At 36.5% G+C, this 25018-nt stretch carries 35 protein-coding genes; 33 read left to right on the top strand and 2 right to left on the bottom strand.

Features of this window, described 5'->3' with window-relative positions:
• Nucleotides 1-121 precede the first annotated feature (121 nt).
• Complete coding sequence (locus GNY06_RS12140; RefSeq protein WP_176590031.1) at nucleotides 122-766, top strand: YiiX/YebB-like N1pC/P60 family cysteine hydrolase; 645 nt, start codon at nucleotides 122-124, stop codon at nucleotides 764-766.
• Between the two features lie 439 nt (nucleotides 767-1205).
• Here the strand turns inward: GNY06_RS12140 and GNY06_RS12145 are convergent, their stop codons facing one another.
• Complete coding sequence (locus tag GNY06_RS12145; protein ID WP_166520313.1) at nucleotides 1206-2126, bottom strand: DUF3078 domain-containing protein; 921 nt, start codon at nucleotides 2124-2126, stop codon at nucleotides 1206-1208.
• A gap of 528 nt (nucleotides 2127-2654) precedes the next feature.
• Between GNY06_RS12145 and rplC the strand changes: the two genes are divergently transcribed.
• The 32 genes from rplC to ctlX all read left to right on the top strand — a co-directional run bounded on the left by rplC (nucleotide 2655) and on the right by ctlX (nucleotide 22174).
• The gene (gene rplC, locus GNY06_RS12150) at nucleotides 2655-3281 is read left to right on the top strand and encodes a 50S ribosomal protein L3 (RefSeq protein ID WP_166520314.1); all 627 of its coding nucleotides are present in this window, start codon (nucleotides 2655-2657) and stop codon (nucleotides 3279-3281) included.
• Nucleotides 3272-3901 (top strand): 50S ribosomal protein L4, encoded by a 630-nt coding sequence (rplD, locus tag GNY06_RS12155; RefSeq protein ID WP_166520315.1) that lies wholly within the window; start codon nucleotides 3272-3274, stop codon nucleotides 3899-3901. Before rplC ends, rplD begins: the two co-directional genes overlap by 10 nt.
• Before the next feature lie 9 nt (nucleotides 3902-3910).
• Entirely contained in the window at nucleotides 3911-4201 is a 291-nt protein-coding gene (gene rplW / locus GNY06_RS12160; RefSeq protein ID WP_166520316.1) for a 50S ribosomal protein L23, read from the top strand.
• A 19-nt stretch (nucleotides 4202-4220) separates the two neighbouring features.
• Entirely contained in the window at nucleotides 4221-5042 is an 822-nt protein-coding gene (gene rplB / locus GNY06_RS12165; protein WP_166520317.1) for a 50S ribosomal protein L2, read from the top strand.
• A gap of 2 nt (nucleotides 5043-5044) precedes the next feature.
• Nucleotides 5045-5323, top strand: coding sequence for a 30S ribosomal protein S19 (gene rpsS, locus GNY06_RS12170; protein ID WP_166520318.1), 279 nt, complete (start codon nucleotides 5045-5047; stop codon nucleotides 5321-5323).
• Nucleotides 5324-5334: 11 nt separating this feature from the next.
• A complete protein-coding gene (rplV, locus tag GNY06_RS12175) occupies nucleotides 5335-5739 on the top strand; it encodes a 50S ribosomal protein L22 (protein WP_166520319.1) in 405 nt (134 codons plus the stop codon).
• 7 nt (nucleotides 5740-5746) lie between these two features.
• Entirely contained in the window at nucleotides 5747-6463 is a 717-nt protein-coding gene (rpsC, locus tag GNY06_RS12180) for a 30S ribosomal protein S3 (RefSeq protein ID WP_166520320.1), read from the top strand.
• Between the two features lie 101 nt (nucleotides 6464-6564).
• On the top strand, nucleotides 6565-6990 hold the full coding sequence (gene rplP / locus GNY06_RS12185; RefSeq protein WP_166520321.1) for a 50S ribosomal protein L16: 426 nt from the start codon (nucleotides 6565-6567) through the stop codon (nucleotides 6988-6990).
• Between the two features lie 15 nt (nucleotides 6991-7005).
• Entirely contained in the window at nucleotides 7006-7191 is a 186-nt protein-coding gene (gene rpmC, locus GNY06_RS12190; RefSeq protein WP_166520322.1) for a 50S ribosomal protein L29, read from the top strand.
• Between the two features lie 14 nt (nucleotides 7192-7205).
• On the top strand, nucleotides 7206-7460 hold the full coding sequence (gene rpsQ, locus GNY06_RS12195; RefSeq protein ID WP_166520323.1) for a 30S ribosomal protein S17: 255 nt from the start codon (nucleotides 7206-7208) through the stop codon (nucleotides 7458-7460).
• On the top strand, nucleotides 7460-7828 hold the full coding sequence (gene rplN, locus GNY06_RS12200; protein ID WP_166520324.1) for a 50S ribosomal protein L14: 369 nt from the start codon (nucleotides 7460-7462) through the stop codon (nucleotides 7826-7828). The genes rpsQ and rplN overlap by 1 nt, the downstream gene beginning before the upstream one ends.
• A gap of 20 nt (nucleotides 7829-7848) precedes the next feature.
• Complete coding sequence (rplX, locus tag GNY06_RS12205; RefSeq protein WP_166520325.1) at nucleotides 7849-8169, top strand: 50S ribosomal protein L24; 321 nt, start codon at nucleotides 7849-7851, stop codon at nucleotides 8167-8169.
• A gap of 14 nt (nucleotides 8170-8183) precedes the next feature.
• Complete coding sequence (rplE, locus tag GNY06_RS12210; RefSeq protein WP_166520326.1) at nucleotides 8184-8735, top strand: 50S ribosomal protein L5; 552 nt, start codon at nucleotides 8184-8186, stop codon at nucleotides 8733-8735.
• 3 nt (nucleotides 8736-8738) lie between these two features.
• The gene (gene rpsN, locus GNY06_RS12215) at nucleotides 8739-9008 is read left to right on the top strand and encodes a 30S ribosomal protein S14 (protein ID WP_004917337.1); all 270 of its coding nucleotides are present in this window, start codon (nucleotides 8739-8741) and stop codon (nucleotides 9006-9008) included.
• 154 nt (nucleotides 9009-9162) lie between these two features.
• Nucleotides 9163-9561, top strand: coding sequence for a 30S ribosomal protein S8 (gene rpsH, locus GNY06_RS12220; RefSeq protein WP_166520327.1), 399 nt, complete (start codon nucleotides 9163-9165; stop codon nucleotides 9559-9561).
• Nucleotides 9562-9578: 17 nt separating this feature from the next.
• Entirely contained in the window at nucleotides 9579-10124 is a 546-nt protein-coding gene (gene rplF, locus GNY06_RS12225; protein WP_166520328.1) for a 50S ribosomal protein L6, read from the top strand.
• Between the two features lie 11 nt (nucleotides 10125-10135).
• The gene (gene rplR, locus GNY06_RS12230; RefSeq protein ID WP_166520329.1) at nucleotides 10136-10492 is read left to right on the top strand and encodes a 50S ribosomal protein L18; all 357 of its coding nucleotides are present in this window, start codon (nucleotides 10136-10138) and stop codon (nucleotides 10490-10492) included.
• 18 nt (nucleotides 10493-10510) lie between these two features.
• Nucleotides 10511-11032, top strand: a complete 522-nt coding sequence (rpsE, locus tag GNY06_RS12235; protein WP_166520330.1) for a 30S ribosomal protein S5 — start codon at nucleotides 10511-10513, stop codon at nucleotides 11030-11032.
• A gap of 10 nt (nucleotides 11033-11042) precedes the next feature.
• Nucleotides 11043-11222 carry a 50S ribosomal protein L30 gene (gene rpmD / locus GNY06_RS12240; protein ID WP_166520331.1) on the top strand — a complete coding sequence of 60 codons (180 nt, stop codon included), beginning with the start codon at nucleotides 11043-11045 and terminating at the stop codon, nucleotides 11220-11222.
• Between the two features lie 101 nt (nucleotides 11223-11323).
• Nucleotides 11324-11773 carry a 50S ribosomal protein L15 gene (rplO, locus tag GNY06_RS12245; protein WP_166520332.1) on the top strand — a complete coding sequence of 150 codons (450 nt, stop codon included), beginning with the start codon at nucleotides 11324-11326 and terminating at the stop codon, nucleotides 11771-11773.
• Between the two features lie 8 nt (nucleotides 11774-11781).
• Nucleotides 11782-13164 carry a preprotein translocase subunit SecY gene (gene secY / locus GNY06_RS12250; protein WP_166520333.1) on the top strand — a complete coding sequence of 461 codons (1383 nt, stop codon included), beginning with the start codon at nucleotides 11782-11784 and terminating at the stop codon, nucleotides 13162-13164.
• Nucleotides 13165-13179: 15 nt separating this feature from the next.
• Nucleotides 13180-13395 (top strand): translation initiation factor IF-1, encoded by a 216-nt coding sequence (infA, locus tag GNY06_RS12255; RefSeq protein ID WP_166520334.1) that lies wholly within the window; start codon nucleotides 13180-13182, stop codon nucleotides 13393-13395.
• Nucleotides 13396-13422: 27 nt separating this feature from the next.
• On the top strand, nucleotides 13423-13539 hold the full coding sequence (gene ykgO, locus GNY06_RS12260) for a type B 50S ribosomal protein L36 (RefSeq protein ID WP_004917354.1): 117 nt from the start codon (nucleotides 13423-13425) through the stop codon (nucleotides 13537-13539).
• Nucleotides 13540-13552: 13 nt separating this feature from the next.
• Nucleotides 13553-13930: a 30S ribosomal protein S13 gene (gene rpsM / locus GNY06_RS12265; RefSeq protein WP_166520335.1), complete on the top strand. Its 378-nt coding sequence runs from the start codon at nucleotides 13553-13555 to the stop codon at nucleotides 13928-13930.
• A gap of 11 nt (nucleotides 13931-13941) precedes the next feature.
• Nucleotides 13942-14331, top strand: coding sequence for a 30S ribosomal protein S11 (gene rpsK, locus GNY06_RS12270; protein ID WP_166520336.1), 390 nt, complete (start codon nucleotides 13942-13944; stop codon nucleotides 14329-14331).
• Nucleotides 14332-14355: 24 nt separating this feature from the next.
• Nucleotides 14356-14961 carry a 30S ribosomal protein S4 gene (rpsD, locus tag GNY06_RS12275; RefSeq protein ID WP_166520337.1) on the top strand — a complete coding sequence of 202 codons (606 nt, stop codon included), beginning with the start codon at nucleotides 14356-14358 and terminating at the stop codon, nucleotides 14959-14961.
• A gap of 30 nt (nucleotides 14962-14991) precedes the next feature.
• Entirely contained in the window at nucleotides 14992-15987 is a 996-nt protein-coding gene (locus GNY06_RS12280) for a DNA-directed RNA polymerase subunit alpha (RefSeq protein WP_166520338.1), read from the top strand.
• Between the two features lie 9 nt (nucleotides 15988-15996).
• Nucleotides 15997-16509 carry a 50S ribosomal protein L17 gene (gene rplQ / locus GNY06_RS12285; RefSeq protein ID WP_166520339.1) on the top strand — a complete coding sequence of 171 codons (513 nt, stop codon included), beginning with the start codon at nucleotides 15997-15999 and terminating at the stop codon, nucleotides 16507-16509.
• Nucleotides 16510-17310: 801 nt separating this feature from the next.
• The gene (gene eno, locus GNY06_RS12290) at nucleotides 17311-18606 is read left to right on the top strand and encodes a phosphopyruvate hydratase (RefSeq protein ID WP_166520340.1); all 1296 of its coding nucleotides are present in this window, start codon (nucleotides 17311-17313) and stop codon (nucleotides 18604-18606) included.
• A gap of 70 nt (nucleotides 18607-18676) precedes the next feature.
• The gene (locus GNY06_RS12295) at nucleotides 18677-19963 is read left to right on the top strand and encodes a citrate synthase (protein ID WP_166520341.1); all 1287 of its coding nucleotides are present in this window, start codon (nucleotides 18677-18679) and stop codon (nucleotides 19961-19963) included.
• Nucleotides 19964-20280: 317 nt separating this feature from the next.
• Complete coding sequence (locus tag GNY06_RS12300; RefSeq protein WP_166520342.1) at nucleotides 20281-21198, top strand: dimethylarginine dimethylaminohydrolase family protein; 918 nt, start codon at nucleotides 20281-20283, stop codon at nucleotides 21196-21198.
• 34 nt (nucleotides 21199-21232) lie between these two features.
• Nucleotides 21233-22174, top strand: a complete 942-nt coding sequence (ctlX, locus tag GNY06_RS12305) for a citrulline utilization hydrolase CtlX (protein ID WP_166520352.1) — start codon at nucleotides 21233-21235, stop codon at nucleotides 22172-22174.
• Nucleotides 22175-22188: 14 nt separating this feature from the next.
• Here ctlX and GNY06_RS12310 read toward each other — a convergent pair whose 3' ends face one another.
• Nucleotides 22189-24426 (bottom strand): outer membrane beta-barrel family protein, encoded by a 2238-nt coding sequence (locus tag GNY06_RS12310; protein WP_166520343.1) that lies wholly within the window; start codon nucleotides 24424-24426, stop codon nucleotides 22189-22191.
• Nucleotides 24427-25018 lie beyond the last annotated feature (592 nt).

Consider the following 25018-nt stretch of genomic DNA (forward strand, 5'->3'; position numbering starts at 1 on the left):
GAATGTTTTTAGAGTTTTAAAACTCCAAAGAATATACATAAACAACGATTTTCGAGAAAAAAATATTATTTTTACGCCATTAAACAAGTATGAAGCAGTATTTGGGAAGAGTTTTTGGAATATGAAAAAAATAAAAACCTTAGTGAAGGGGGGGGTAGGTATTTTACTTTTTACTTCTTGTGGAACGCCATATGGTATTTCACTGAAAAATGGAGATCTATTGTTAGTAGTGGCTAATAATACTCCACTATCGGGTGCTATAGATAGGGTTACCCAAACTCCAAAATCTACCCACTACTCACATATGGGTATATTGGAGAAATCAGGTAAGGAGTATTGGGTCTTACATGCGGGACCTAGAAATGGCTCCGAAAGAATCCGTTTGGAAGAATTCCTTTATTACGAAAAGCAATCCGGTCAGGAGGCCATACATGTGTACCGCTTAAATGGTGAGTATAGAAGAAGTATTCCGAATGCTATACTAGAAGCTAAAAAATGGTTGGGTAAGCCCTATAACTACACTTATATTCTTTCTGATGAAAGACTATACTGTTCAGATTTTGTGCAGCGAAGCTTTGCGAGAGATTCTATTTTCCGTTTGGAGCCCATGACTTTCGTCAATCCCAAAACGGGTAAAACAGATCTAGCCTGGCAAGACTTTTATAAACAACAAAAACTCGAAGTGCCCGAAGGTAAGCTGGGTTGTAATCCCAACGGTATGGCGGCCTCCTCGAAAATTGAGTACATCGGAAGGATAAAAAAATAGAATATTAAACCAATACAACGTATTTTGGGCATATAGTGCGAAGGATTTTCCAATGAAGAGAGCAAATTTGTGTGATGATTACAGTAAGCTCAACATGGAGAGTTGTTGGGAGAGTTTCGTAGTCATTTTCAAAGTCTATTTCCTTTTTCATTTAAATATTCAAATAACAAGATAAGGAAGGGGAATCCTTTACAAAATCAGTTGATCCTCAATTCTGCATTTGCGTTTTTATTCACACGCTCTATTGAATAGCATTCTTTTTAAAAGAGCTTATATCTTATATGGGGGATGTTAAATTAGAGAGAAATGATGATCGTTCTAGGGTTTTCTGATGATCATTTAAAGTTTTATTTCCATCATGTACTCTCCCCATAATTAGAATTAAAAAAGCTCCCTTATATTAAGAGAGCTTTATACTGATATAGTGGTGATTTTTGTATTATGATTTATGTTGCCATTCTTTATGGCGAGCGCTTTCGCTACGCTTAGTACCTCTATTAATATTATACGCAAAGCCAACCCCCAATGTTTGTTTTAACTGAGTCTTCTGGATCTGGTTGTGATCGTACAGAAGGTCTAAGGTAAGATTGGCGGAAATGTATTTGTTAATTTTCATATTGAGAATACCGCTATAGTTAAGTACCAAGCGCTCTGGATGATCTAAGTAATTGGAGAACACAGATGCGTTATTGATTAAAGAGATATTGTCCATAAGCTGTACTTTGTAAACAGCTGTTCCCAAGAAACCAAATTGAAATAGAGAAGAATCTCCATCATGTTTAAGCCCGTAGTTCCCTTCTTTTTGTAAATCCTTATCGGTTACAAATGTCCAGCGTGCATTAGCAGGGCGGAGTGTCATAGTGAAGTTGTCGTGAGGTCTATAAGTGACACCGACCCCTACATTTAGATAGCCCGGAGCCATAAAATTAGAAATCTTTGGAGCATCAGGATTGTTACCGTCTTCATAACCTGGTGCAAATTGAGATTGAAAACCTACACCTCCTGAAAAATACCAATGTTTAGCAAATTCACGACCGTAGTTACTACTCAGGTTAATAAAATCTTGGGTTTTACGATGTCCTGTACCTTTTGTATTGTTTTGTCCGTAGCCTAAGTTAACATTGTTTTCCCAGAGGTCTTTACCTTTTTCATAGGTGAAATTATAATTCGTGGAAGCCAGCCAGCCTACATTATTAGCTCCCCCTCCGATCCAGTTAGAGAAAGCTGTCTGATTTAACATTACAGTATTCTGTCCAGTGATAGACCACGCTTTTGTGGTATCATTCTTAGGTAGGGTTTGCTGGGCGCTAAGCGTCGCAATCCCTATAAACGCGAAAATGGATAATAAGGAATTTTTCATGTATAATTATAATAATGTTAGCTGATTTTAATGAGGTAAATGTATTAATAATTTTTAACAAATAATAATATTTATGTTAAAGTTTCGTGGTCATTGAGGCTTCATCTGCTTTTGAAAAGCCTTGTAAATTAAGATATGCGAAATATTTTATTTATAGTTTTTTGTAACCTAAGTTACCTATTTGTGGGAATTTCTGGTTTCTGGGATCGCGATGCGCTAGGATTTATAGATAGAATGTTGAGCCATAGTAAATGCCGAGAAAAGTTTTTTTTATGAAGGAGATTTAATGTAGAGGTGTTAAAAAATGTCATTTTTTATTGGGTCAATCCTAAGATGTGTATCGCGATATAAATTTATAACTCGCAAAAAATCAAACAATTTCTCACTAAAATATTTGTAGAATAGAAAAAAAATCCTACATTTGCACACTCATTTTGGGGAAGAAGTATGCCTATTTCAGACATAGTACATAGCAGGACTCCCTAAAGTGTTGATTTTTAAGTAAAATAATAGATATATAATTTAATAATGTCAGGTATTATCGGTAAAAAAATCGGAATGACATCTTTGTTTAACGAAGAAGGGAAAAATATCCCTTGTACAGTTATTCAAGCAGGTCCATGTTCGGTTTTACAGGTCAGAACCATTGAAAAGGATGGCTATAAGGCTGTTCAGTTAGGTTTCGATGACAAGAGTGAGAAAAACGTTTCTAAAGCGTTGGCTGGTCATTTTAAAAAGGCTGGTTCAGCCCCTAAAGCTAAGTTGGCAGAATTCTATAGAGAATTCGTTGACGAAGTGAAGGTGGGAGAAGATGTAACTGTAAAGCTATTTACAGAAGGTGAGTATGTGGACGTAACAGGTACGTCTAAAGGTAAAGGCTTCCAGGGGGTTGTTAAGAGACATGGCTTCGGCGGTGTAATGCAAGCGACTCACGGTCAGCATAACAGATTGAGAGCTCCGGGTTCTATCGGTGCGGGATCTGACCCTTCAAGAGTATTTAAGGGAATGCGTATGGCTGGAAGAATGGGAGGTAAACAGGTAACTGTACAGAATCTCCAGGTGTTAAAAGTAGATGAAGAGCAAAATCTTTTAGTTGTAAAAGGTGCTATTCCGGGAGCTAAAAATTCTTATGTAATTGTCAGAAAATGGAACTAGTAGTATTAAATACATCAGGAAAAGAAACCGGAAGAAAAGTAACTCTAGACGAATCAGTATTCGGTATAGAGCCAAATCAGCATGCGGTTTACTTAGAGGTTAAGCAATATCTTGCTGCACAGAGACAAGGGACTCATAAATCTAAAGAAAGAAGCGAAATTACAGCTTCTACAAGAAAGCTTAAAAAGCAAAAAGGATCAGGTTCTGCTCGTTATGGAGATATTAAATCTCCTACCTTTAAAGGAGGGGGTAGGGTGTTTGGACCTAAGCCAAGAGATTACCGTTTTAAGCTGAATAAAGCGATCAAGAGGTTGGCTAAAAAATCTGTTCTTTCTCAGAAAATGAGAGATAATAGTATCAAAGTTTTGGAGAATCTAAGTTTCGATGCGCCTAAGACTAAAGAGTTTATCAATCTATTGAACGCTTTGGAATTAAATGGTAAAAAATCGTTATTCATTATTCCTGAAACGAATAAGAATGTTTATTTGTCTTCAAGAAACTTACCTAAAACAAAAGTACTGAACTATAATGAGATTAGTTCTTATGATTTGATAAATGCGGGTGATATTGTATTCTTTGAAGGTGCTGTAGAAAAATTCCAGGAAAACTTAAAGAAATAATCAAAAGCTATGTCAGTAATTATTAAACCAATTATATCAGAAAAAGCAACTTCTCAAGCTGATCTTAGTGGGCTTTATACATTCTTAGTGGATACTAAGGCTAATAAAATCCAAATTAAAGAGGCGGTAGAAGAAGCATATGGTGTAAAAGTAGCAGACGTACGCACAATGATTTATGCACCTAAGGTTTCTGCAAAACACACTAAAAAAGGATTACAGGTAGGAAAAACCAATAAACTGAAAAAAGCTTTAGTTCAGTTAGTAGAAGGTGAAACTATCGATATTTTCGCAACGAATTAATTAATTATAAACAATAGTAATGTCTGTTAGAAAATTAAAACCTATCACCCCAGGACAGAGATTCAGAATTGTAAACAATTTTGAGGAAATTACTACCAATAAGCCAGAGAAATCTTTGACAGTTGGTATTAAAAAGTCAGGTGGACGTAACAATACGGGTAAAATGACCATGCGTTACACTGGCGGTGGACACAAGAAAAAATACAGAATTATCGACTTCAAGAGAAATAAATTCAATATTGAAGCGACTGTAAAAACTGTAGAATACGATCCGAATAGAACTGCTTTTATCGCTCTATTAGAGTATGCAGACGGAGAGAAGAGATATATTGTAGCTCCTAATGGTATTAAAGTAGACCAAAAAGTGATATCTGGTGAGAATGTTGCTCCTGAAGTAGGAAATGCAATGAAGTTGAAAAACATGCCATTAGGTACTGTGGTTTCTTGTATTGAAATGCGTCCGGGTCAGGGGGCTATTTTAGCAAGAAGTGCCGGATCTTCAGCACAGTTGACCTCTCGAGATGGTAAATACGCAATTGTTAAATTACCTTCAGGGGAGTCGAGAATGATTTTAGTAGAATGTATGGCGATGATTGGTTCTGTATCTAACTCAGATCACCAGCTTACCGTATCAGGTAAAGCAGGTAGAAGCAGATGGTTAGGCAGACGTCCAAGAACAAGAGCTGTAGTAATGAACCCAGTAGATCACCCAATGGGTGGTGGTGAAGGACGTTCTTCAGGTGGTCACCCAAGATCTAGAAACGGTAAGCCGGCAAAAGGTTACAAGACCAGAAAGAAAAACAAAGTGTCTAACCGTTACATCGTATCTAAAAGAAAATAATTATGGCAAGATCACTTAAGAAAGGACCTTTTATTCACCATACTTTGGAGAAGAAAGTTCAAGCAAATATAGAGTCTAGTAAAAAGACTGTGATTAAAACTTGGTCTAGAGCATCTATGATTTCTCCAGACATGGTAGGTCAAACTATTGCAGTGCACAATGGGAAGCAATTTATTCCTGTTTATGTTACTGAGAACATGGTAGGGCACAAATTAGGGGAGTTTTCACCAACACGCTCATTTAGAGGTCATGGTGGTAATAAAAACAAAGGAAGCAGATAAAAGCAGAAATCATGGGAAAAAGAAAACAAGATAGTGCTTTAGCAAGAAAAGCTGCAAATATGGACGTGGTAAAGGCATCTTTAAATGATTGTCCTTCCTCTCCGAGAAAAATGAGATTGGTTGCTGACATCATTAGAGGTGAGCAAGTAGATAAAGCTTTATATATCCTTAAATATTCTAAGAAAGAAGCATCTAATAAATTAGAAAAATTACTTCTTTCTGCCATTGCTAACTGGCAAGTGAAAAATGAAGGTCAGGATATTGAAGAAGCAAATCTTTTTGTAAAAGAGATTTACGTTGACAGCGCAAGACAATTAAAAAGATTGCGTCCTGCTCCACAGGGAAGAGGTTATAGAATCCGCAAGAGATCTAACCATGTAACTTTAGTTTTAGGTAACAAAACAGATAATCAATAATCAAGGTATGGGACAAAAAACAAATCCAATAGGAAACAGATTAGGGATCATCAGAGGATGGGATTCTAACTGGTTTGGAGGTAACGATTTTGGAGATAGAATCGCTGAAGATTACAAAATCCGAAGGTACCTTGAGGCAAGATTAGCAAAAGGGGGTGTTTCTAGAATTTATATCGAGAGAACTCTTAAGTTGGTTACTGTAACGATCACCACTGCAAGACCTGGGCTTATCATTGGTAAAGGAGGACAGGAAGTAGATAAATTAAAAGAAGAGCTTAAGAAGATTACAAAGAAAGATATTCAGATCAACATCTTTGAAATCAAAAGACCAGAGCTTGATGCTATTTTAGTAGCTGAAAGCATTGCTAAGCAAATTGAAAACCGTATTTCTTATAGAAGAGCTGTTAAAATGGCGATTGCTTCAACCATGAGAATGGGTGCAGAAGGGATCAAAGTACAGATTTCGGGAAGGCTAAACGGTGCAGAAATGGCTAGAAGCGAGTCTTTTAAAGATGGTAGAATTCCATTGTCTACATTCCGTGCAGACATCGATTACCACTGGGCAGAAGCACACACTACTTACGGTAGACTGGGTGTTAAAGTTTGGATTATGAAAGGTGAAGTTTACGGCAAAAGAGAGCTTTCTCCTCTTGTGGGACAACAGAAAAAATCATCTTCAGCCAGAGGCGACAGAGAAGGTAGAAGATCAAGAGATAAAAAATAATTATGAATTTTAGATTATGACTTTTGAATTTTAAATTACCGTTACTTTTTTAAAATCTAAAATCTAAAATCTGAAATCTGAAATCTAAAATTTAAAGAATTATGTTACAACCAAAGAGAACGAAATTCCGTCGCGTTCATAAGATGAAAATGAAGGGGAATGCCAACAGAGGGCATCAACTTTCTTACGGAACTTTCGGGGTCAAAGCAATTGAAGGTGCTTGGATCACTGCAAGACAAATTGAAGCAGCACGTATCGCTGCAACCAGATATATGAAGAGAGAAGGTCAATTATGGATCAAAATCTTCCCAGATAAGCCGATTACGAAAAAGCCAGCTGAAGTAAGGATGGGTAAAGGTAAAGGTGCTGTAGAGTATTGGGTTGCTGTTGTAAAACCAGGAAGAGTAATGTTTGAGATCGGTGGAGTTCCTTACGAAGTAGCGAAAGAAGCTCTTAGATTAGCTGCTCAAAAATTACCAGTGAAGACCAAATTTGTGGTCGCTAACGATTTTGTACAACCTTCTTAATCTAATTAGAGAATCATGAAAAACGCTGATATCAAAAAATTAAGCGCAGAAGAGCTTAAAACCCAATTGGCCGAAGCTCAAGCTAACTATACCAAAATGCAATTGGCGCATAGAATTAGCCCTATAGAAAATCCCATTCAGATTAGAGATCTAAGAAGAAACATCGCGAGACTGCAAACGGAATTAACTAACAAACAATAATATTTCATTTTACAATGGAAAGAAATTTAAGAAAAGAAAGAATCGGAGTTGTTTCCAGCAATAAAATGGAAAAGACCATTGTTGTTAGTGAAACGATGAAAATGAAACACCCGATGTATGGTAAATTCGTTTTAAAAACGAAGAAATATACAGCTCATGATGAGAATAACGAGTGTAACGAAGGCGATACTGTTCTGATCCAGGAAACAAGACCTTTGAGTAAAAATAAGAGATGGAGATTAGTAAGAATCATTGAAAAAGCTAAGTAATGTTACAAACAGAATCAAGATTAAAAGTAGCTGACAATACTGGTGCTAAAGAAGTGCTAGTGATCAGAGTTCTGGGAGGTACCAGGAGGAGATATGCTTCAGTGGGTGATAAAATCGTAGTGACTATCAAAGATTCTACACCATCCGGGAATGCTAAAAAAGGACAAGTATCTAAAGCCGTAGTGGTAAGAACCAAGAAGGCGGTAAGAAGGAAAGATGGATCTTACATCTCTTTTGACGATAATGCTTGTGTATTGTTAAATGCTGCAGGAGAAATGAGAGGGACACGTGTTTTCGGGCCCGTAGCTCGTGAATTGAGAGACAAAGAATATATGAAGGTAATTTCATTAGCTCCTGAAGTTCTTTAATTTTTAAAATTTTATAGAAAATGACAAAGTTAAAAATCAAAAGAGGAGATAAAGTAATCGTAACTACTGGAAATAAAAATATTAAAGGTAAGGTAGGAGAGGTTATTGAAATTATCAAAGATAAGAACAGAGCCGTAGTAGCAGGTCTTAATATCGTTAAGAAACACGTTAAGCCCTCTGCACAGAATCCACAAGGGGGAATTGTAGAAAGGGAAGCTTCTATTCACATTTCTAATCTGGCTATTGTTGACCCTAAAACAGGAGGTACAACAAGAGTAGGTTACAAGATCGAGGGAGATAAGAAGGTGAGAATTGCTAAGAAATCCGGTGAAACTTTATAAGATTTAATCAGAACATGGAATACATAGTAAGACCTAAAAAATTATATAAAGAAAAAATTGTTCCTGCAATGATGGAAGAATTTGGGTACAAATCTATTATGCAAGTACCTAAATTATTGAAGATTGTAGTGAGTCAAGGTTTAGGTGCAGCCACAGCCGACAAAAAAATTGTAGACTATGCTGTAGAAGAGTTAACCCAAATCACCGGGCAAAAAGCAGTAGGAACTGTTTCTAAAAAAGATGAAGCATCTTTTAAATTGAGAAAAGGGATGCCGATTGGAGCAAAAGTAACCCTAAGAGCAGACATGATGTATGAATTCTTAGATAGGCTTACGGCTTCTGCATTACCACGTATTAGAGATTTTAGTGGAATTAAAGCGGATGGTTTTGATGGTAGAGGTAACTACAACTTAGGAATTACCGAACAAATCATCTTCCCAGAGATCGTAATTGACAAAGTGAAAAAGATTCAAGGTATGGATATCACTTTTGTAACTTCTGCGAATACGGATAAAGAAGCTAAAGCGCTTTTAACACACTTCGGTTTACCTTTCAAAAAGAACTAAGAAATGGCTAAAGAATCAATGAAAGCGCGTGAGCGCAAAAGAGAAGCCTTAGTAGCAAAATATGCTGCTAAAAGAAAAGCTTTAAAAGAAGCTGGCGACTATGAAGCATTGCAAAAATTACCTAAAAATGCTTCTCCAGTAAGGCTTCACAATAGATGTAAACTTACAGGAAGACCAAGAGGATATATGAGAACTTTTGGTATCTCCAGAGTAACTTTCAGAGAAATGGCTAACCAAGGCCTTATTCCGGGAGTTAAAAAAGCAAGTTGGTAATTATTATTAACTAATCGAGATTGCCAAGTTGGCTTCTTAAGGATATAGGATAGAAGACATCAGATCTCAGGCACTAGCCTGTTATCTGATGTCCAAAATCTGAAACCAGAAGACAAAACTGGCAGTTATTAACCAATAATTTTAAAACAAAGAAATGGTAACAGATCCAATTTCAGATTTCCTAACAAGAGTAAGGAACGCACAAAGCGCAGGCCACAAAGTGGTGGAAATTCCTGCATCGAAAATCAAAAAAGAGATCACTAAAATCCTTTTTGAACAAGGTTATATCTTAAACTATAAGTTTGAAGAAAATGCCGTACAAGGGGCTATTAAGATCGCTTTGAAATATGATAAGCAAACGAACAAACCTGCTATAAAATCTATTCAGAGAGCATCTCGTCCGGGACTTAGACAGTACAAAGGTGCCGGAGAGTTACCTAGGGTTTTGAATGGATTAGGTATTGCTATCGTGTCTACTTCTAGAGGAGTAATGACCGATAAAAAAGCAAGACAAGAGAATGTAGGAGGAGAGGTAATTTGCTATGTTTATTAATTTTTAATTAAAGGAAAATGTCAAGAATTGGTCATGCAATTATAGAAATTCCTGCTGGGGTAACCATAACTGAGAAAGACGGTATCGTTACAGTAAAGGGCCCTAAAGGTGAGTTAACACAACAACTTACAGGTGGGATTACTTTAGAACAACAAGACGGACAGCTTAGCCTTAAGCGTCCGCTAGATTCTAAACAGCATAAAGCCCTTCATGGTCTTTACAGAGCGTTAATCCATAATATGGTAGTAGGTACTTCTGAAGGCTTTACAAAGAAATTGGAATTGGTAGGGGTAGGTTACAGAGCTTCTAACCAAGGTCAAAAATTAGAATTAGCATTAGGTTTCTCTCACGGTATTGTGCTTGAATTACCAAACGAAGTAAAAGTAGAAACTTTAACTGAGAAAGGTAAAAACCCTATTATTACTTTGTCTTCTCACGATAAGCAATTATTAGGGATGGTAGTGGCTAAGATCCGCTCATTCAGAAAACCTGAACCATATAAAGGTAAAGGGGTTAGATTCGTAGGAGAAAATGTTAGACGTAAAGCCGGTAAATCTGCTTAAAATTTAAGAAAATGGCATTAACAAAACTTGAAAAGAGAAACAGAATCAAAAGAAGAGTAAGAAGTAAGATCTCAGGGTCTGCGGAATTACCAAGATTATCTGTGTTCAGAAGTAATAAAGAGATCTACGCTCAATTAGTAGATGATAAAAGTGGCAAAACTTTAGTAGCAGCTTCTTCTCGGGAGAAGGATCTTGCTAATGAGAAAGGTACTAAAACTGAAATATCAGTACTTGTAGGGAAAAAAATTGCTCAAAAAGCAACAGCAGCAGGTATTGAGACAGTAGTGTTTGATAGAAATGGTTTCGTGTACCATGGTAGAGTGAAAGCTCTTGCTGATGGTGCTAGAGAAGGAGGACTTAAATTCTAATTTTAAAAATCGGACAATATGTTAGGACTAGATAATATAGAAAGAGTAAAGCCCGGAGGATTAGAATTGACAGATCGCCTCGTGGCCGTTAATAGAGTAACTAAAGTAACTAAGGGTGGTCGTGCATTTGGTTTTTCTGCTATCGTAGTAGTAGGAAACGAAGACGGCATTATCGGTTATGGCCTTGGAAAGTCTAAAGAAGTGGCTTCTGCCATTTCTAAGGCAGTAGAGGACGCTAAGAAAAACTTAGTTAAAGTACCGGTGATCAATCACACCATTCCGCACCAAACCTCTGCAAGATATGGAGGTGCAGATATCTTCTTAAGACCAGCGTCCCACGGTACAGGTCTTATCGCTGGGGGTGCAGTACGTGCGGTATTAGAATCTGCGGGCGTACACGATGTACTTTCCAAATCCAAAGGATCTTCTAACCCTCACAATGTGGTAAAAGCAACTTTTAAAGCTTTATTGGAAATTAGAAGACCGGAGGAAATTGCAAGAATGAGAGGTGTTTCTTTATCAAAAGTGTTTAACGGTTAATAAGAAAACAATGGCAAAAATAGCAATTAAACAAGTAAGGAGTGCTATTGGTAGAACAAAAAACCAAAAGCAAACACTTGAAGCTTTGGGCTTAAAGAAGCTAAATCAAGTTGTAGAACATGATGCTACTCCTGCTATCTTAGGTATGGTAGCAACCGTAGGTCACTTAGTTGAAGTTCAGGAAAAATAGTAAGAATTTTAATATTCGGAGAATAATTGTTAACTTCACACCCGAATTTTCAAAAATTCTCCGGGTATAATAAAGTCTGAAATCTAAAATCTATCAGAATTATGAATTTAAATAATATACAGCCCGCTTCTGGTGCTACTCACAATTCTAAAAGAATTGGTAGAGGACAGGGTAGCGGTAAAGGAGGGACCTCTACAAAAGGTCACAAAGGCCAAAAATCCAGAGCCGGTTATTCTCAGAAAATCGGTTTTGAAGGGGGACAGATGCCTTTGCAGAGAAGACTTCCTAAATTTGGTTTTAAAAACGTTAACAGAAAAGAATTTAAAGGTATAAATTTGGATACCATCCAAATGCTTATTGATACTAAAGGAATCACTGGTGAGATTACCAAAGATGTTTTAGTAGAAAATAAATTGGCTTCTAAAAACGAATTAGTAAAAATATTAGGAAGAGGAGAGTTGAAGTCAAACGTTTCAATTTCTGCAGATAAATTTACAAAATCAGCAGAAGAAGCGATTCACAAAGCAGGAGGTAAAGCAATTACTCTTTAATCATTACCATGAAAGGATTTATACAGACACTTAAAAACATTTGGAGTTTAGAAGAACTGAGAAATAAATTGGTTTTTACCTTCACACTCATCTTGGTGTATAGATTCGCATCTTATATTTCCCTACCCGCCATTAATATGGCTGAGGTGGGGAATCTTTTGCAAGTATACCAGAACCAAGGAGGAAGTAAACAAGCTTCAGGGCTTTTAGGCTTACTCTCTTCGTTCACAGGAGGTGCATTTAGTCGTGCATCCATTATGGCGTTGGGAATTATGCCTTATATTTCGGCATCCATTATCGTTCAGTTGATGGGAATGGCTATTCCTTATTTGCAAAAGCTTCAAAAAGATGGCGAAAGCGGTAGAAAAACCCTAAACCAGATTACCCGTTGGTTAACCATTGCAGTTTGTTTGGTGCAGGCGCCTTCTTACCTAGGATCTATTACAGGAATGTTTCTGCCTTATTCCCAGTTCAGTTCTGCCTACTATATAGATCCTAATTCGGTTATGTTCTGGTTGCCAAGTATTGTTATTTTGGTAACAGGCTCCATCTTTGCAATGTGGCTTGGAGAGAAAATTACCGATAGAGGTATTGGTAATGGGATCTCAATCCTTATTATGGTGGGGATTTTGGCAGATCTTCCTATGGCTTTCATTCATGAATTCCAAACACAAACCGGGAAAGGAGGCTTGGGAACCATTATTGTTCTGATCGAAGTTTTGTTCTGGTTATTGGTTATTCTATTGGCTATTGTATTATCCGTAGCGGTTAGAAAAATACCTATTCAATATGTAAGTCGGGCTCAGGCACGCGGAGGTGTATCTCACAACTTAATGGAAGGTGCGAGAAGACAGTGGATTCCATTAAAGGTGAATGCTGCCGGAGTGATGCCTATTATTTTTGCACAAGCATTAATGTTTATACCAGGCTTATTGACAAAAGTAGATGAAACCAATACATTTCTTGCAGGCTTTAAAAATGTATTTAGCTGGCAATACAATGTATTGTTCTCCATATTGATTATAATCTTTTCATTCTTTTACACGGCTATTACGATTCCAGTTAATCAGATGGCTGATGATCTTAAAAGAAATGGGGGGCTGATTCCTAAAGTAAGGCCCGGAAAAGAAACCGCTGATTATCTAGATGATATTTTATCAAAAATAACCTTGCCGGGTGCAATTTTTTTGTCTATCTTTGCAGTCCTTCCAGCAATAGTACACGGAACCGTTGTACAGACGGATAGATTTGCCCTGTTTTTTGGGGGTACTTCATTGCTGATTTTAGTAGGGGTAATCTTAGATACTGTTCAGCAAATTAATACATATTTGTTGAACCATCACTATGATGGGCTTATGCAGTCAAAGTTATCGCGAAATCCCAACTTATAGAAGTATTGAAATTTTATGGCAAAACAAAAGCATATAGAGCAGGACGGCATAATAGTGGAGGCATTATCCAATGCCATGTTTCGTGTGGAGTTAGAGAATGGGCATATATTGATAGCCCATATTTCCGGTAAGATGAGAATGCATTATATCAAACTTCTGCCCGGAGATAAAGTGAGATTGGAATTATCCCCTTATGATCTTTCAAAAGGCAGGATAACCTTTAGGTATTAATAAAGCTTATAGCGTAAAGCAATAAATATGAAAGTTAGAGCATCAATTAAGAAAAGGAGTGCGGACTGTAAAATTGTAAGACGTAAAGGGCGTCTTTACATTATTAACAAGAAGAACCCAAAATTTAAACAAAGACAAGGTTAATAGCAATTAAATTATGGCGAGAATTGCAGGGGTAGATTTACCTAAAAACAAAAGAGGAGTTATAGGACTTACTTACATCTACGGAGTAGGAAGAAGCACAGCTTCTGAAATTCTTAAGAGCGCTGGTGTTAGCGAAGATAAGAAAGTCAACGAATGGAATGACGATGAATTGGCAGCGATTAGAAACTATATCTCAGATAACATTAAAGTTGAGGGAGAGTTAAGATCTGAAAAACAATTAAACATCAAGCGTTTGATGGATATTGGATGTCAACGAGGAATACGTCACAGACTTGGATTACCTTTAAGAGGCCAAAGAACGAAAAATAATTCTAGAACCCGTAAAGGAAAGAGAAAAACTGTTGCTAACAAGAAGAAGGCAAGTAAATAATCGTTAGAATCATGGCAAAACAAAGTAAAGTAGTTAAAAAAAGAAAAGTAAAAGTTGAAGCAATAGGCGAGGCGCATATCCAAGCTTCTTTCAACAATATTATTATTTCTTTGACAAATAAAAATGGAGAGGTGATCTCTTGGGCGTCCGCGGGTAAAATGGGCTTTAGAGGCTCTAAAAAGAATACTCCGTTTGCAGCACAGATGGCTGCTGAAAATTGTTCTCAAGTAGCATATGAAGCGGGTCTTAGAAGGGTTAAAGTATTTGTAAAAGGTCCTGGTGCTGGTAGAGAATCCGCTATCAGAACCATCCACAATTCAGGAATTGAGGTGAGCGAAATTGTAGATATCACTCCAATGCCACACAATGGATGTAGACCTCCTAAAAGAAGAAGAGTATAATTTTAATCTCACAAATCTAAGACAATGGCAAGATATATAGGACCAAAAACCAAAATTGCAAGAAAATTCGGTCAGGCAATCTATGGGGATGACAAAAACTTTGAAAAAAGAAAATTTCCACCAGGACAGCACGGACCTAACAAGAGAAGAGGGGCTAAAAAATCTGAATATGCAGTTCAGTTAGCCGAGAAACAAAAGGCTAAGTATACTTATGGTATACTTGAGAGACAATTCGCAAACCTTTATGATAAGGCTCAAAGATCCAAAGGGGTAACAGGTGAAGTATTGCTTCAGCTTTGTGAATCCAGATTGGATAACGTGGTCTATAGGTTAGGATTTGCAAAGACCAGATCTGCGGCTAGACAATTGGTTTCTCACAGACATATTACAGTCAATGGAGAGCTTGTGAATATTCCATCTTATCAGCTTAAGATTGGTGATTCTGTAGCAGTAAGAGAAAAATCCAAATCTCTTGAGATCATCACCGATGCTTTAGCTTCTAAGGCAAGCTACGACTGGTTACAATACAATGACGAAACTAAAATAGGTACATTTGTAAGCACTCCTGAGAGAATTCAAATCCCAGAAGACATCAAAGAACAGTTAATCGTCGAATTATATTCTAAATAATCTTTTTGAAAATTTGCTCAACCAATCATTATGGCAATATTATCTTTTATTAAACCCGATAAAGTAATCCTTCTTAACTCAACAGATTTTAGAGGTCAATTTGAATTCAGACCTTTGGAGCCAGGTTTCGGTTTGACGATTGGGAATGCATTGAGAAGAGTATTACTTTCTTCTTTAGAAGGGTTTGCTATTTCATCTATCAAAATTGAAGGTGTAGAGCATGAATTTTCTACTATCCCGGGTGTTATTGAAGATGTAACAGAAATTATTCTTAACCTGAAACAGCTTCGCCTAAAAGCCAAGTCTGAAAATACTTCCACAGAACAAGTGTCGGTAAAACTAACAGGTAAGGAGATTATTACTGCTGGAGATTTTGCTTCTGCTATTAATGGCTTTGAAGTTTTAAATCCCGATTTGGTAATTTGTACTCTTAATAAGGATGTTAATTTTGAGATTACTTTCAATATTGATAAAGGTAGAGGATATGTTCCATCAGACCAAAATAAATCTAATAATGCACCCATAGGCACTATAGCGATCGATTCTATTTTTACCCCTATCAAAAAGGTACAGTATAGTATTGAAAACTATCGTGTTGAGCAGAAAACTGACTACGAGAAACTTATTCTTGATATCGAAACTGACGGGTCTATTACTCCTCAGAATGCTTTAACTGAAGCCTCTAAAATATTAATTTACCACTTTATGTTGTTCTCTGATGAGCGCATCACGCTTGAAACGGAAGCTGTTAAGGCCTCTACTCAGTATGATGAAGAAACGCTTCATACAAGACAGCTTCTTAAGTCTAAGCTTGCAGATATGGATCTGTCCGTAAGAGCATTAAACTGTTTAAAAGCTGCAGAGGTTGAAACATTAGGTGAGTTGGTTTCTTTCAGTAAATCGGATCTAATGAAATTTAGAAACTTCGGTAAGAAATCTCTTACTGAACTGGAAGAGCTGGTACATTCCAAAGGACTGAACTTTGGTTTTGATGTAAGTAAATATAAGTTGGACGCTGATAAATAATCCTAAACAATGAGACACGGTAAAAAATTCAACCACTTAGGTAGAACAGCTTCTCATAGAAGAGCCTTGCTTGCTAACATGGCTTGTTCCCTAATTGAACATAAAAGAATACATACTACAGTAGCTAAAGCTAAGGCACTGAGAGTATATGTAGAACCTCTTCTTACAAAATCTAAAGAGGATTCTACCCACAATAGAAGAATTGTTTTCTCCTACTTGAAAAACAAAGAGGCGGTAAGTGAACTTTTCAGAACAGTAGCACCTAAAATTGCGGATAGAAAAGGAGGTTACACCAGAATCATCAAAACAGGTTTCAGACCAGGTGATGCTGCCGATACAGCTCTTATAGAGTTGGTAGACTTCAACGAGCTTTACAATCCAAATGAAGCTGCTAAGAAAACGACAAGAAGAAGCAGAAGATCTACAGCTAAAAAAACTGAAGTAGCTCCAGCTGCTGAAGTTGAAGCTGAAGAAAAAGAGGCTCCAACTGCAGACGCAGCTGAGGAAAAAGCTGAAAAATAATTTTTACCAACCCAGTCTCCTGAAAAACCATCGGGAGGGGATGAATAACAATATCTAACAGTACAGATTTTATTTCTGTGCTGTTTTTTTTATATAGTTCCTAGGAAATTATAACTTGAAGAACTCTTTCAATCATCTCAAATCATATGTTTTTATTCTTCTGAAGAATGATGTGAATAAGGCTGTTCAGGTCTCCATATTCAAATACTCACTGTGAGATATACAGTATCTTTTTGAATACTCTCTCAGGTACTGGATTTTAGCAAGGGAGTGGAATAGCCCAAATAGGGCATCGCTATGCAGATGATAAAAAAATTATTTGGGGGGGTAATTCGATATCATTTGCTGTAGAAACTCAGATTGCATCAATACAGGCTTTACCTATTTTTATTTGATTGAAATAGGTGCGTGATTTCTTGTAGCTTCATTTAACGCTTGACAATAGGCTACAAAAATAGTTATAAAATCCTAAAATAAATATTCATGAATAATAGGGATGGTATATAAAACCTGATCCCCAAATTCAACAGCACATTGGCTAGTTCTTTTTATCTTATACTATGTAAATATATTTTAATGCCAGAATAAGTTCAGGGGATTTGTTATCGGAAAGCAGGGTTGCTATTATGCTAGGGAAGTTTTCAGTTAAAACTATAGATAAAAATTTACTTGTATACAAAGCTTCTTTTATATGGACTTAAAACAACATAAATATAATGTGAGGCCTTCTAAAATAGTGGATGAGATTTTTTCTTATCCATTTTGTTTTTAATAAATTTGTTAAGTATAAAAAATCTAAAAATGAGTTATATTTCTTACATCGATGCCAGACAGATTTTAGATTCTAGAGGCAACCCAACAATTGAAGTGGATGTATTTACAGAGAGTGGAGCAAAGGGAAGAGCGGCGGTGCCATCTGGAGCTTCTACAGGAGAACATGAAGCGGTTGAATTACGTGACGGAGGCCCTGACTTTTTAGGTAAAGGAGTGCTGAAAGCGGTGGAAAATGTTAGAGAAATTTTGTCACCTGAGCTGGTAGGATTATCGGTGTTTGAACAAAATCTGCTGGATTCCATGATGTTGGATATTGATGCTACACCCAATAAGGGAAAACTCGGAGCCAATGCTATATTAGGTGTGTCTTTGGCTATTGCTAAGGCAGCAGCAGCAGAATTGAGAATGCCACTCTATAAATATGTGGGAGGGGTGAATGCTAATACACTACCTGTACCCATGATGAATATCATCAATGGGGGTTCCCATTCGGATGCTCCTATCGCATTTCAGGAATTTATGGTCATGCCAGTTCAGGCAGATTCATTTTCACACGCATTGAGAAAGGGTACGGAGATTTTCCATAGTCTTAAATCCATTTTAAAAAACAGAAACCTCTCTACTGCTGTAGGAGACGAAGGCGGTTTTGCACCTACTTTTAACGGGACAGAAGATGCTTTAGATACGATACTCCAGGCTATTGAAAAAGCAGGTTATAAGCCAGGTGTAGACATTATGTTAGCCTTGGACTGCGCTTCTTCAGAGTTCTATAACGAGGGTATTTACGACTATAGAAAGTTTGAGGGAGATAAAGGGGCTCACAGAAGCCGTGAAGAGCAGGTATCCTATCTTGCAGAATTATGTAATAAATATCCGATTATTTCTATTGAGGATGGAATGCAGGAAGACGATTGGCAAGGCTGGAAAATGCTGACTGATAAGATAGGGGATCGTGTACAGTTAGTCGGTGACGATCTCTTTGTAACCAATGTAAAACGCCTGAAAAAAGGAATTGACGAAGGGATTGCCAACTCTATTTTGGTGAAAGTAAACCAGATAGGATCTCTTTCCGAAACCATGGCTGCAGTACAGATGGCTCAAAATAATCGCTATACTACTGTTATGTCTCATCGCTCCGGAGAAACTGAGGATGCTACTATCGCCGATTTAGCTGTGGCCCAAAACTGTGGTCAGATCAAGACAGGCTCTGCCTCTCGTTCCGATAGAATGGCCAAGTATAACCAGCTGCTAAGAATTGAAGAAGCTTTAGGGGACACGTCTGTTTATCCAGGTTTTGAAGCTTTCAAAATCAATAGAAAATGAAAATAGAAAAGATATATCCTTGCAGAATACTATAGAATAAAGTACTTTTAAGCAAATAAATCAAAATAATATGTCAGACAATAAAGTTGTTCTAAACTACGATGGACAAGCTTATGAATATCCTATCATAGAAAGTACCATCGGAGATAGAGGTATTGATATTTCTAAACTAAGAGATCAGACTGGTCTTATTACGTTAGACTTGGGGTATAAGAATACAGGTGCTACTATTAGTGAAATAACCTATCTAGATGGTGATCACGGAGAATTATTCTATCGTGGCTATCCTATAGAGCAAATTGCAGAATACTCCAATTTTACAGAAGTAATGTATTTGCTCTTGCACGGCGAATTACCGACTCAAGAAGAATTTACTACTTTTGAAAGAGATATAAAAAAGTACAACTTCATTGCTGACGAGATGAAGAAAATTATTGATGCTTTTCCTCGTTCAGCTCACCCTATGGGGGTACTATCTTCTTTAACTTCAGCTCTTACAGCATTCAATCCAAAATCTGTAAATGTAAAGCTTAAGGAAGATCTAGATCATGCTGCAGAGATGATGATTGCAAAGTTTGCACATCTTTGTGCATGGACCTATAGAAAAACCTTAGGTTTACCTCTCAACCATGGAGATAACTCATTGAATTATGTAGAAAATTTCTACAAGATGGCATTTAGATTACCCAATGAAGAATTTCAAATGGATCCTGTTATTGTAAGAGCGTTGGATAAGCTATTGATTCTCCATGCGGATCACGAGCAAAATTGTTCTACTTCTACAGTAAGAATGGTAGGATCTGCACATACAGGTCTATTTGCTTCGGTTTCAGCGGGAGTATCTGCGCTTTGGGGGCCTCTTCACGGGGGAGCCAACCAGGCCGTAATTGAGATGTTAGAGATGATTGAGAAAGATGGTGGAGATGTCGGAAAATATGTAGCCAAAGCTAAAGATAAAGAAGATCAGTTCCGCTTAATGGGCTTTGGACACAGAGTATATAAGAACTTTGATCCGCGCGCAAAAATCATCAAAAAAGCTGCCGATGATATATTAGGTAAATTAGGCGTTCACGATAAAGCTTTAGATATTGCTTTACAATTGGAAAAAGTGGCGTTGGAAGATGAGTATTTTGTAGAGAGAAAATTATATCCGAATGTTGATTTTTATTCTGGAATTATCTACAGAGCCTTAGGAATCCCAACTGAGATGTTCACTGTTATGTTTGCTTTAGGTAGACTACCTGGATGGATTGCCCAGTGGAAAGAAATGAGACTAAAGTCAGATCCTATTGGCCGACCAAGACAAGTATATCAAGGGGCTAAAAAAAGAGATTACACGCCTATTAAAGATAGATAAACGGTGAAAACTATTTATAAAAAAGTTCCCTTATTATTGGGGAACTTTTTTTATGCTAAATTGACTACGACTCTAGATGATTCTTTTTTATTAAAAAAATAAAGGAATTACAACCTCTTAATTATAAAAATTCGCATAGAAAAATTTACTGTATTTTTTAATAAGATAATTGGTTTTTTTGGATTAAAAATAATAATTTACATATAAATATATTATTTTTTTATTAAAACTAGCTTTAAAATATAATATTTATTCGGAAAAGATGTGTTTGTGGGAAAATTTTGATTTGTTTAGCTTTGCTCCACCAGTTTTTATATATGAAGCTAAACATTACAAATGAGACGGGGAGATTGAGATGTGTAGTATTAGGTCAGCCGATGTCTATAGGAGATACACCTCAACTGAATGATTCTTACGACGCAAAGTCATACCAAAGCATAAAAAAAGGAATTTATCCCACAGAAGCGGATATTGTATCTGAAATGAGTGCTTTTGAAAAAGTGTTGCATCATTATAACGTACAGATTTTATATCCTGAAAACATTCAAAATTACAACCAGATTTTTGCTCGAGATACCGCTTTTGTTATCGATGACAAGGTAGTGGTTGCCAATATTATTGAAGAGCGTGCTGCCGAGCAGCAAGCTTATAGAAAAATATTCGAGGAGATTCCCTGGCGTAATATTATAAACCTGCCAGAACGCGCCCATGTGGAAGGCGGTGATATTATTTTATGCAATGATTTCCTTTTTATAGGAACCTGCTATAGTAGCGAGTATGGAAACTTTAAAACGGCACGCACCAATCCCTATGCCATTGAAGTGCTCAAAGAATATTTTCCCCATAAAAAAATTATAGACTTAGATTTGAAGAAAGATGATAAAAATCCGGACAAGGGAATTTTGCATTTGGACTGCACTTTCAATCCCATAGGTAGGGATAAGTGTATTATCTATAAAGAAGGATTTGTTAAAGAAAGTGATTATTACTTGTTGCTCGATATTTTTGGAAAAGAGAACTGTTTTAGTATCACTACAGAGGAAATGATGAATATGACACCTAACATTTTTTCCATTGATTATGATGTCGTGGTAAGCGATTCTGCATTTCATCGTTTGAATCAGCATTTAAGGCAGGAGTGGAATTTTAGGGTAGAGGAAATCTCTTACCGTGAAATTTCTAAGATGGGTGGACTTTTACGATGTTCCACCTTACCATTGGTGAGAGAAAGTTAAGAGATACTTTATTTTTAATACAATTATACAAATGATGCAGTCAGCCGATACCGTTTTAATGATAGAGCCTGTCGCTTTTGGATTTAATTTCCAAACAGCCGTAGATAATTATTTCCAGATCAATGCAGAGTCCCACGATACACAAGCGAAAGCTTTGAAAGAGTTTCAAACCTTTGTTCAAAAACTTAGGAGCAAAGGCATTCGTGTAATTACTGTAAAAGATACCCTGGAGCCTCATACCCCGGATTCCATTTTTCCGAATAACTGGGTGAGTTTTCATCAAGATGGAACGGTGATTTTATATCCGATGTTTGCCGAAAACAGACGCCTTGAGAGAAGGGGGGATATAATAGAAGATCTCACCATTCATCAATTAAGTGTTTCAAAGATTAAAGATTACTCTGTTTTTGAAGCTCAAAATAAATTTCTGGAAGGAACAGGAAGTATGATTCTGGATCGAGAAAATAAAATTGCATATGCAACCACTTCAGTGCGTTTGGATGAAGATGTATTTACACAATGGTGTGAGGAGTTTAAATACCAACCTATTATATTCCATGCTTTTCAAACGGTAAATGGTCAAAGGCTTCCGATCTATCATACCAATGTTATGATGTGCGTGGGAACGGATTATGCGGTTATTTGTCTGGATGCTATAGATGATAAAGCAGAAAGAGAACAGGTCGAGCAAAAGCTGACCCAGAGTCATAAAGAAATAATTATGATCACTGAATCGCAAATGCAGCAATTTGCGGGGAATATGTTGGAGGTACAAAATGAGCAAGGCGAAAAATTTTTGGTGATGAGCGAATCTGCCTACAGGAGTTTAACTTCAAGACAGATGCAGACCATGGAAGCCCATGCAGAAATTTTATATACCGATCTGCATACCATTGAGCAAAATGGTGGTGGGAGTGCCCGCTGTATGCTGGCAGAAGTTTTCCTGCCTAAAATAGGGGAAGTAAACTCCAAGTAAATTTATTTAGGGTATTAAGGGGCTTGTGTACGCGTTTTAATAACATCCGCAGCGGTGTTAAGTGTTCGGATTTTTTTTACTTTTTTATTGCCAAAATTATAAGTAACCGAAAGATCCAATTGCTGATTGTAGGACATATATTGTATAGTGTTATATTGAGAACCTTCTTGCTTACTATTAATAACGGCTTTATTCGTATTTAATATATCGTATACACGCGCCATAAAAGTCCAGTGGCTCCATATTTTTTTTAGGCTTAAATCCAAACTTCCCAAAGCCTTTAATTCTCCCAAATGAATTTGTTGCTTATCTACGAACCAGAAATTAACCCCCGCATACCAGGTTTTTGCCAGGTCTAGGCGGATATTGTTATTAGATCCAATCGTTAAACTGTTGGACTTAGAAGTATTCATGTACATAGGGAATTTTTCCTCTGTCACAGGATCGATATCCAAGCTTCCCTTATTGATATTGCGTTGCAGGCCTATACTGAAATTGCTTGTCCAATACTGTTTAAAAAAAATCTTTCTGACGTTAAAGTTAAAGTTAAACTCCTGAAGACTTCCGAAGTTGGTGCGTATATACCGTATAATATTTACCCTTTGGCCATTTGTATAAGCCGGCCCTTGTAAAGGAACCTGTGTAATAGGATCCTTGAAATATTTATAGCCCATAATCAAGAAATAAGAATTTTTATACATATAGTTTAATTCGTGGGAGTAAATGGAAGCAATTTTTACAAAAGGGTTATTCTGAATATAGTTAAATTCCGTTAAATACGTCCTAGCAGGATTAAGTTCCCAGAAAGAAGGTCTTCTCACCCGGCTGGACAGGGTATAAGAGATATTGTGATCTTTATCAATAGCATAATTCAGGCTGAGATAAGGCAGGAGATTCTGGGCATTACGGTTAATATTTTTAAAACTTTCAATGGCTGTATGGTAAGCATTTCCCTCACTTCGGGTTAATTCATATCGAGAGCCTATTTTCGCATAAAACTTATCACTGAATTTTTTTTCAAAATTTAAATAAAGACTGTAAATGTTTTCTGTATAGGTAAAATAATTGGGTTCCTCTAGCCTAATATCTGGATGAAAATGATACGTTGTGGATACCGTATTGTTTTCAGTTCGGGTATAATTATAAGTTCCGCCGAAATAGAGCTTGAAATGGTTTTTAAATTGCTGAATATAATCTGCGCTTGCCGAGAGATTGTGGATGACCTGAGGCGTATGCTGTATAATACGGTTCATCAGATCTCCTGTATGACCATATGCATCTGCTAAGGATGTACTGTTGCTGTTGTACTCGCTTTTTGTGTAGTTGAGATAAGCCGTATTCAGATTCAGTGTACTGCCCATGCTATCGGTTTTTAATTCGTAATTTAAGTTAACAGCATTATGATAGGATTGCTTGTTTCCGAAATTCTGTGTTCTGTTGTACCGGGTTTCCCAAACATTATTTTTTAGTGTTTTAATGGTATTAAATAAATCGGATGTAGATCCGAATCCTTTATTATATAGAGTATTGTAACTCAATGCCAGATTACTCTTATCGTTTAAAGCATAGTCCACGTTTAGATAACCACCATAATCCTTGCGTGGGTAGGTTATCGAACCTTCTGAATTGTTCGAGTTCAGCAGGTCTCCATTACTAAATTTATAATACTGTTGTTCGGTATAATCATTGGTATTGAAATTGGCGCTAAAGCCCAGTCGGTTTTTTCGATAGTCGACAGATACTCCAGCACTTGGATTATTATAATAACCTTGATTATTGGCCATTCTAAGATTTCCGTTCCAACCGTTATCGGTTCTTTTTTTCAAAATAATATTGATAATGCCATCCGAAGACTCTACCTGAAATTCGCTTCCGGGCATGCTAATAACTTCTATCTTCTGAATATTTTCGGCGGGTGTATTTTTCAAAAAAGCCACTATAGCATCAGCATTCATTTGGGTCTTTCTGCCGTTAATGTAAATATGAGCGTTGGATTTTCCGGCAATTCTTAAGGTTTGATCATCTGTGGAGGATACTAAAGGTGTTTCTTTCAATAAATTGAAAGCTGTATTTCCCTTTGCTAGTGGAGTGTTTGCCACATCGTATACCAATCTGTCTGCTGTTTTTGTAAATGTTTTTTTACTCATCTTTAAAGCTTCAATCTTTTTTACTTTTAGGGTATCTGTAGTTATTTCTTGAGCTGATATGAAGCTACAGGTCAAGATTCCCAAGTTGAGTATTAGTTTTTTCATAAGTATTTTTTAAAGTTTTTATTAGATCTTATAAAACAAAGATATAATTATTATTTAGTATTATGCAATACAAAGTAGTAAATAATAATTTTTCCCTCTTAAAATTTAGCAGGGTATGACCATTAAAGCCTTACCTGAAAAAGAACAGGTAGAGATAATAAAAAATATTTTTTTATTAAATATTTAAAAATCAGTATAAAAAAATACTTGTAGAGGTGTGCTTAATCTATGCAGAAAGCTTAAGAGAAGGAATCCTGTTCATATCCCATATAATTTAATTAGCTATAGTTTGGTATAGGCGGAACGAGAGGAGTATAATCTTTGGAAGAGGGATAGGTTTGATTCAATAAATTTTTAGGCGATTCAAAAAAACACATAGACTTATCACATTTTATAAGTTTTTATGTGCAGCCTATTTTAGAAGAGTTAACCCGTGGTTCATTTAGGATAAAAAAAAGGGAGCTGTTCATTATTAGCTAAATACCTAAATTTAATAGTCTAACAAACGATTAAATATGAACAGCTTTACCGCAAATTATGAAAAAATATTAGAGATACTGATAACAATTGAGAGTAAAATGAATTTTTTAAA

The sequence above is a fragment of the Elizabethkingia argenteiflava genome, from assembly GCF_009904105.1.
Classification (GTDB): domain Bacteria; phylum Bacteroidota; class Bacteroidia; order Flavobacteriales; family Weeksellaceae; genus Elizabethkingia; species Elizabethkingia argenteiflava.

Coding starts and splice junctions, on each gene's coding strand:
- rpsH (WP_166520327.1), top strand. CDS start 9,163: ATGGTAACAGATCCAATTTCAGATTTCCTAACAAGAGTAAGGAACGCA.
- GNY06_RS12310 (WP_166520343.1), bottom strand. CDS start 24,426: ATGAAAAAACTAATACTCAACTTGGGAATCTTGACCTGTAGCTTCATA.
- rplW (WP_166520316.1), top strand. CDS start 3,911: ATGTCAGTAATTATTAAACCAATTATATCAGAAAAAGCAACTTCTCAA.
- rpsN (WP_004917337.1), top strand. CDS start 8,739: ATGGCTAAAGAATCAATGAAAGCGCGTGAGCGCAAAAGAGAAGCCTTA.
- rpsK (WP_166520336.1), top strand. CDS start 13,942: ATGGCAAAACAAAGTAAAGTAGTTAAAAAAAGAAAAGTAAAAGTTGAA.
- infA (WP_166520334.1), top strand. CDS start 13,180: ATGGCAAAACAAAAGCATATAGAGCAGGACGGCATAATAGTGGAGGCA.
- rpsQ (WP_166520323.1), top strand. CDS start 7,206: ATGGAAAGAAATTTAAGAAAAGAAAGAATCGGAGTTGTTTCCAGCAAT.
- rpsD (WP_166520337.1), top strand. CDS start 14,356: ATGGCAAGATATATAGGACCAAAAACCAAAATTGCAAGAAAATTCGGT.
- GNY06_RS12140 (WP_176590031.1), top strand. CDS start 122: ATGAAAAAAATAAAAACCTTAGTGAAGGGGGGGGTAGGTATTTTACTT.
- rplR (WP_166520329.1), top strand. CDS start 10,136: ATGGCATTAACAAAACTTGAAAAGAGAAACAGAATCAAAAGAAGAGTA.
- rplX (WP_166520325.1), top strand. CDS start 7,849: ATGACAAAGTTAAAAATCAAAAGAGGAGATAAAGTAATCGTAACTACT.
- secY (WP_166520333.1), top strand. CDS start 11,782: ATGAAAGGATTTATACAGACACTTAAAAACATTTGGAGTTTAGAAGAA.
- rplC (WP_166520314.1), top strand. CDS start 2,655: ATGTCAGGTATTATCGGTAAAAAAATCGGAATGACATCTTTGTTTAAC.
- rpsE (WP_166520330.1), top strand. CDS start 10,511: ATGTTAGGACTAGATAATATAGAAAGAGTAAAGCCCGGAGGATTAGAA.
- ctlX (WP_166520352.1), top strand. CDS start 21,233: ATGCAGTCAGCCGATACCGTTTTAATGATAGAGCCTGTCGCTTTTGGA.
- rplN (WP_166520324.1), top strand. CDS start 7,460: ATGTTACAAACAGAATCAAGATTAAAAGTAGCTGACAATACTGGTGCT.
- GNY06_RS12280 (WP_166520338.1), top strand. CDS start 14,992: ATGGCAATATTATCTTTTATTAAACCCGATAAAGTAATCCTTCTTAAC.
- rplQ (WP_166520339.1), top strand. CDS start 15,997: ATGAGACACGGTAAAAAATTCAACCACTTAGGTAGAACAGCTTCTCAT.
- ykgO (WP_004917354.1), top strand. CDS start 13,423: ATGAAAGTTAGAGCATCAATTAAGAAAAGGAGTGCGGACTGTAAAATT.
- GNY06_RS12145 (WP_166520313.1), bottom strand. CDS start 2,126: ATGAAAAATTCCTTATTATCCATTTTCGCGTTTATAGGGATTGCGACG.
- rpsC (WP_166520320.1), top strand. CDS start 5,747: ATGGGACAAAAAACAAATCCAATAGGAAACAGATTAGGGATCATCAGA.
- rplB (WP_166520317.1), top strand. CDS start 4,221: ATGTCTGTTAGAAAATTAAAACCTATCACCCCAGGACAGAGATTCAGA.
- rplD (WP_166520315.1), top strand. CDS start 3,272: ATGGAACTAGTAGTATTAAATACATCAGGAAAAGAAACCGGAAGAAAA.
- rpmC (WP_166520322.1), top strand. CDS start 7,006: ATGAAAAACGCTGATATCAAAAAATTAAGCGCAGAAGAGCTTAAAACC.
- rpsM (WP_166520335.1), top strand. CDS start 13,553: ATGGCGAGAATTGCAGGGGTAGATTTACCTAAAAACAAAAGAGGAGTT.
- rplF (WP_166520328.1), top strand. CDS start 9,579: ATGTCAAGAATTGGTCATGCAATTATAGAAATTCCTGCTGGGGTAACC.
- rpmD (WP_166520331.1), top strand. CDS start 11,043: ATGGCAAAAATAGCAATTAAACAAGTAAGGAGTGCTATTGGTAGAACA.
- rpsS (WP_166520318.1), top strand. CDS start 5,045: ATGGCAAGATCACTTAAGAAAGGACCTTTTATTCACCATACTTTGGAG.
- GNY06_RS12300 (WP_166520342.1), top strand. CDS start 20,281: ATGAAGCTAAACATTACAAATGAGACGGGGAGATTGAGATGTGTAGTA.
- rplV (WP_166520319.1), top strand. CDS start 5,335: ATGGGAAAAAGAAAACAAGATAGTGCTTTAGCAAGAAAAGCTGCAAAT.
- rplP (WP_166520321.1), top strand. CDS start 6,565: ATGTTACAACCAAAGAGAACGAAATTCCGTCGCGTTCATAAGATGAAA.
- eno (WP_166520340.1), top strand. CDS start 17,311: ATGAGTTATATTTCTTACATCGATGCCAGACAGATTTTAGATTCTAGA.
- GNY06_RS12295 (WP_166520341.1), top strand. CDS start 18,677: ATGTCAGACAATAAAGTTGTTCTAAACTACGATGGACAAGCTTATGAA.
- rplO (WP_166520332.1), top strand. CDS start 11,324: ATGAATTTAAATAATATACAGCCCGCTTCTGGTGCTACTCACAATTCT.
- rplE (WP_166520326.1), top strand. CDS start 8,184: ATGGAATACATAGTAAGACCTAAAAAATTATATAAAGAAAAAATTGTT.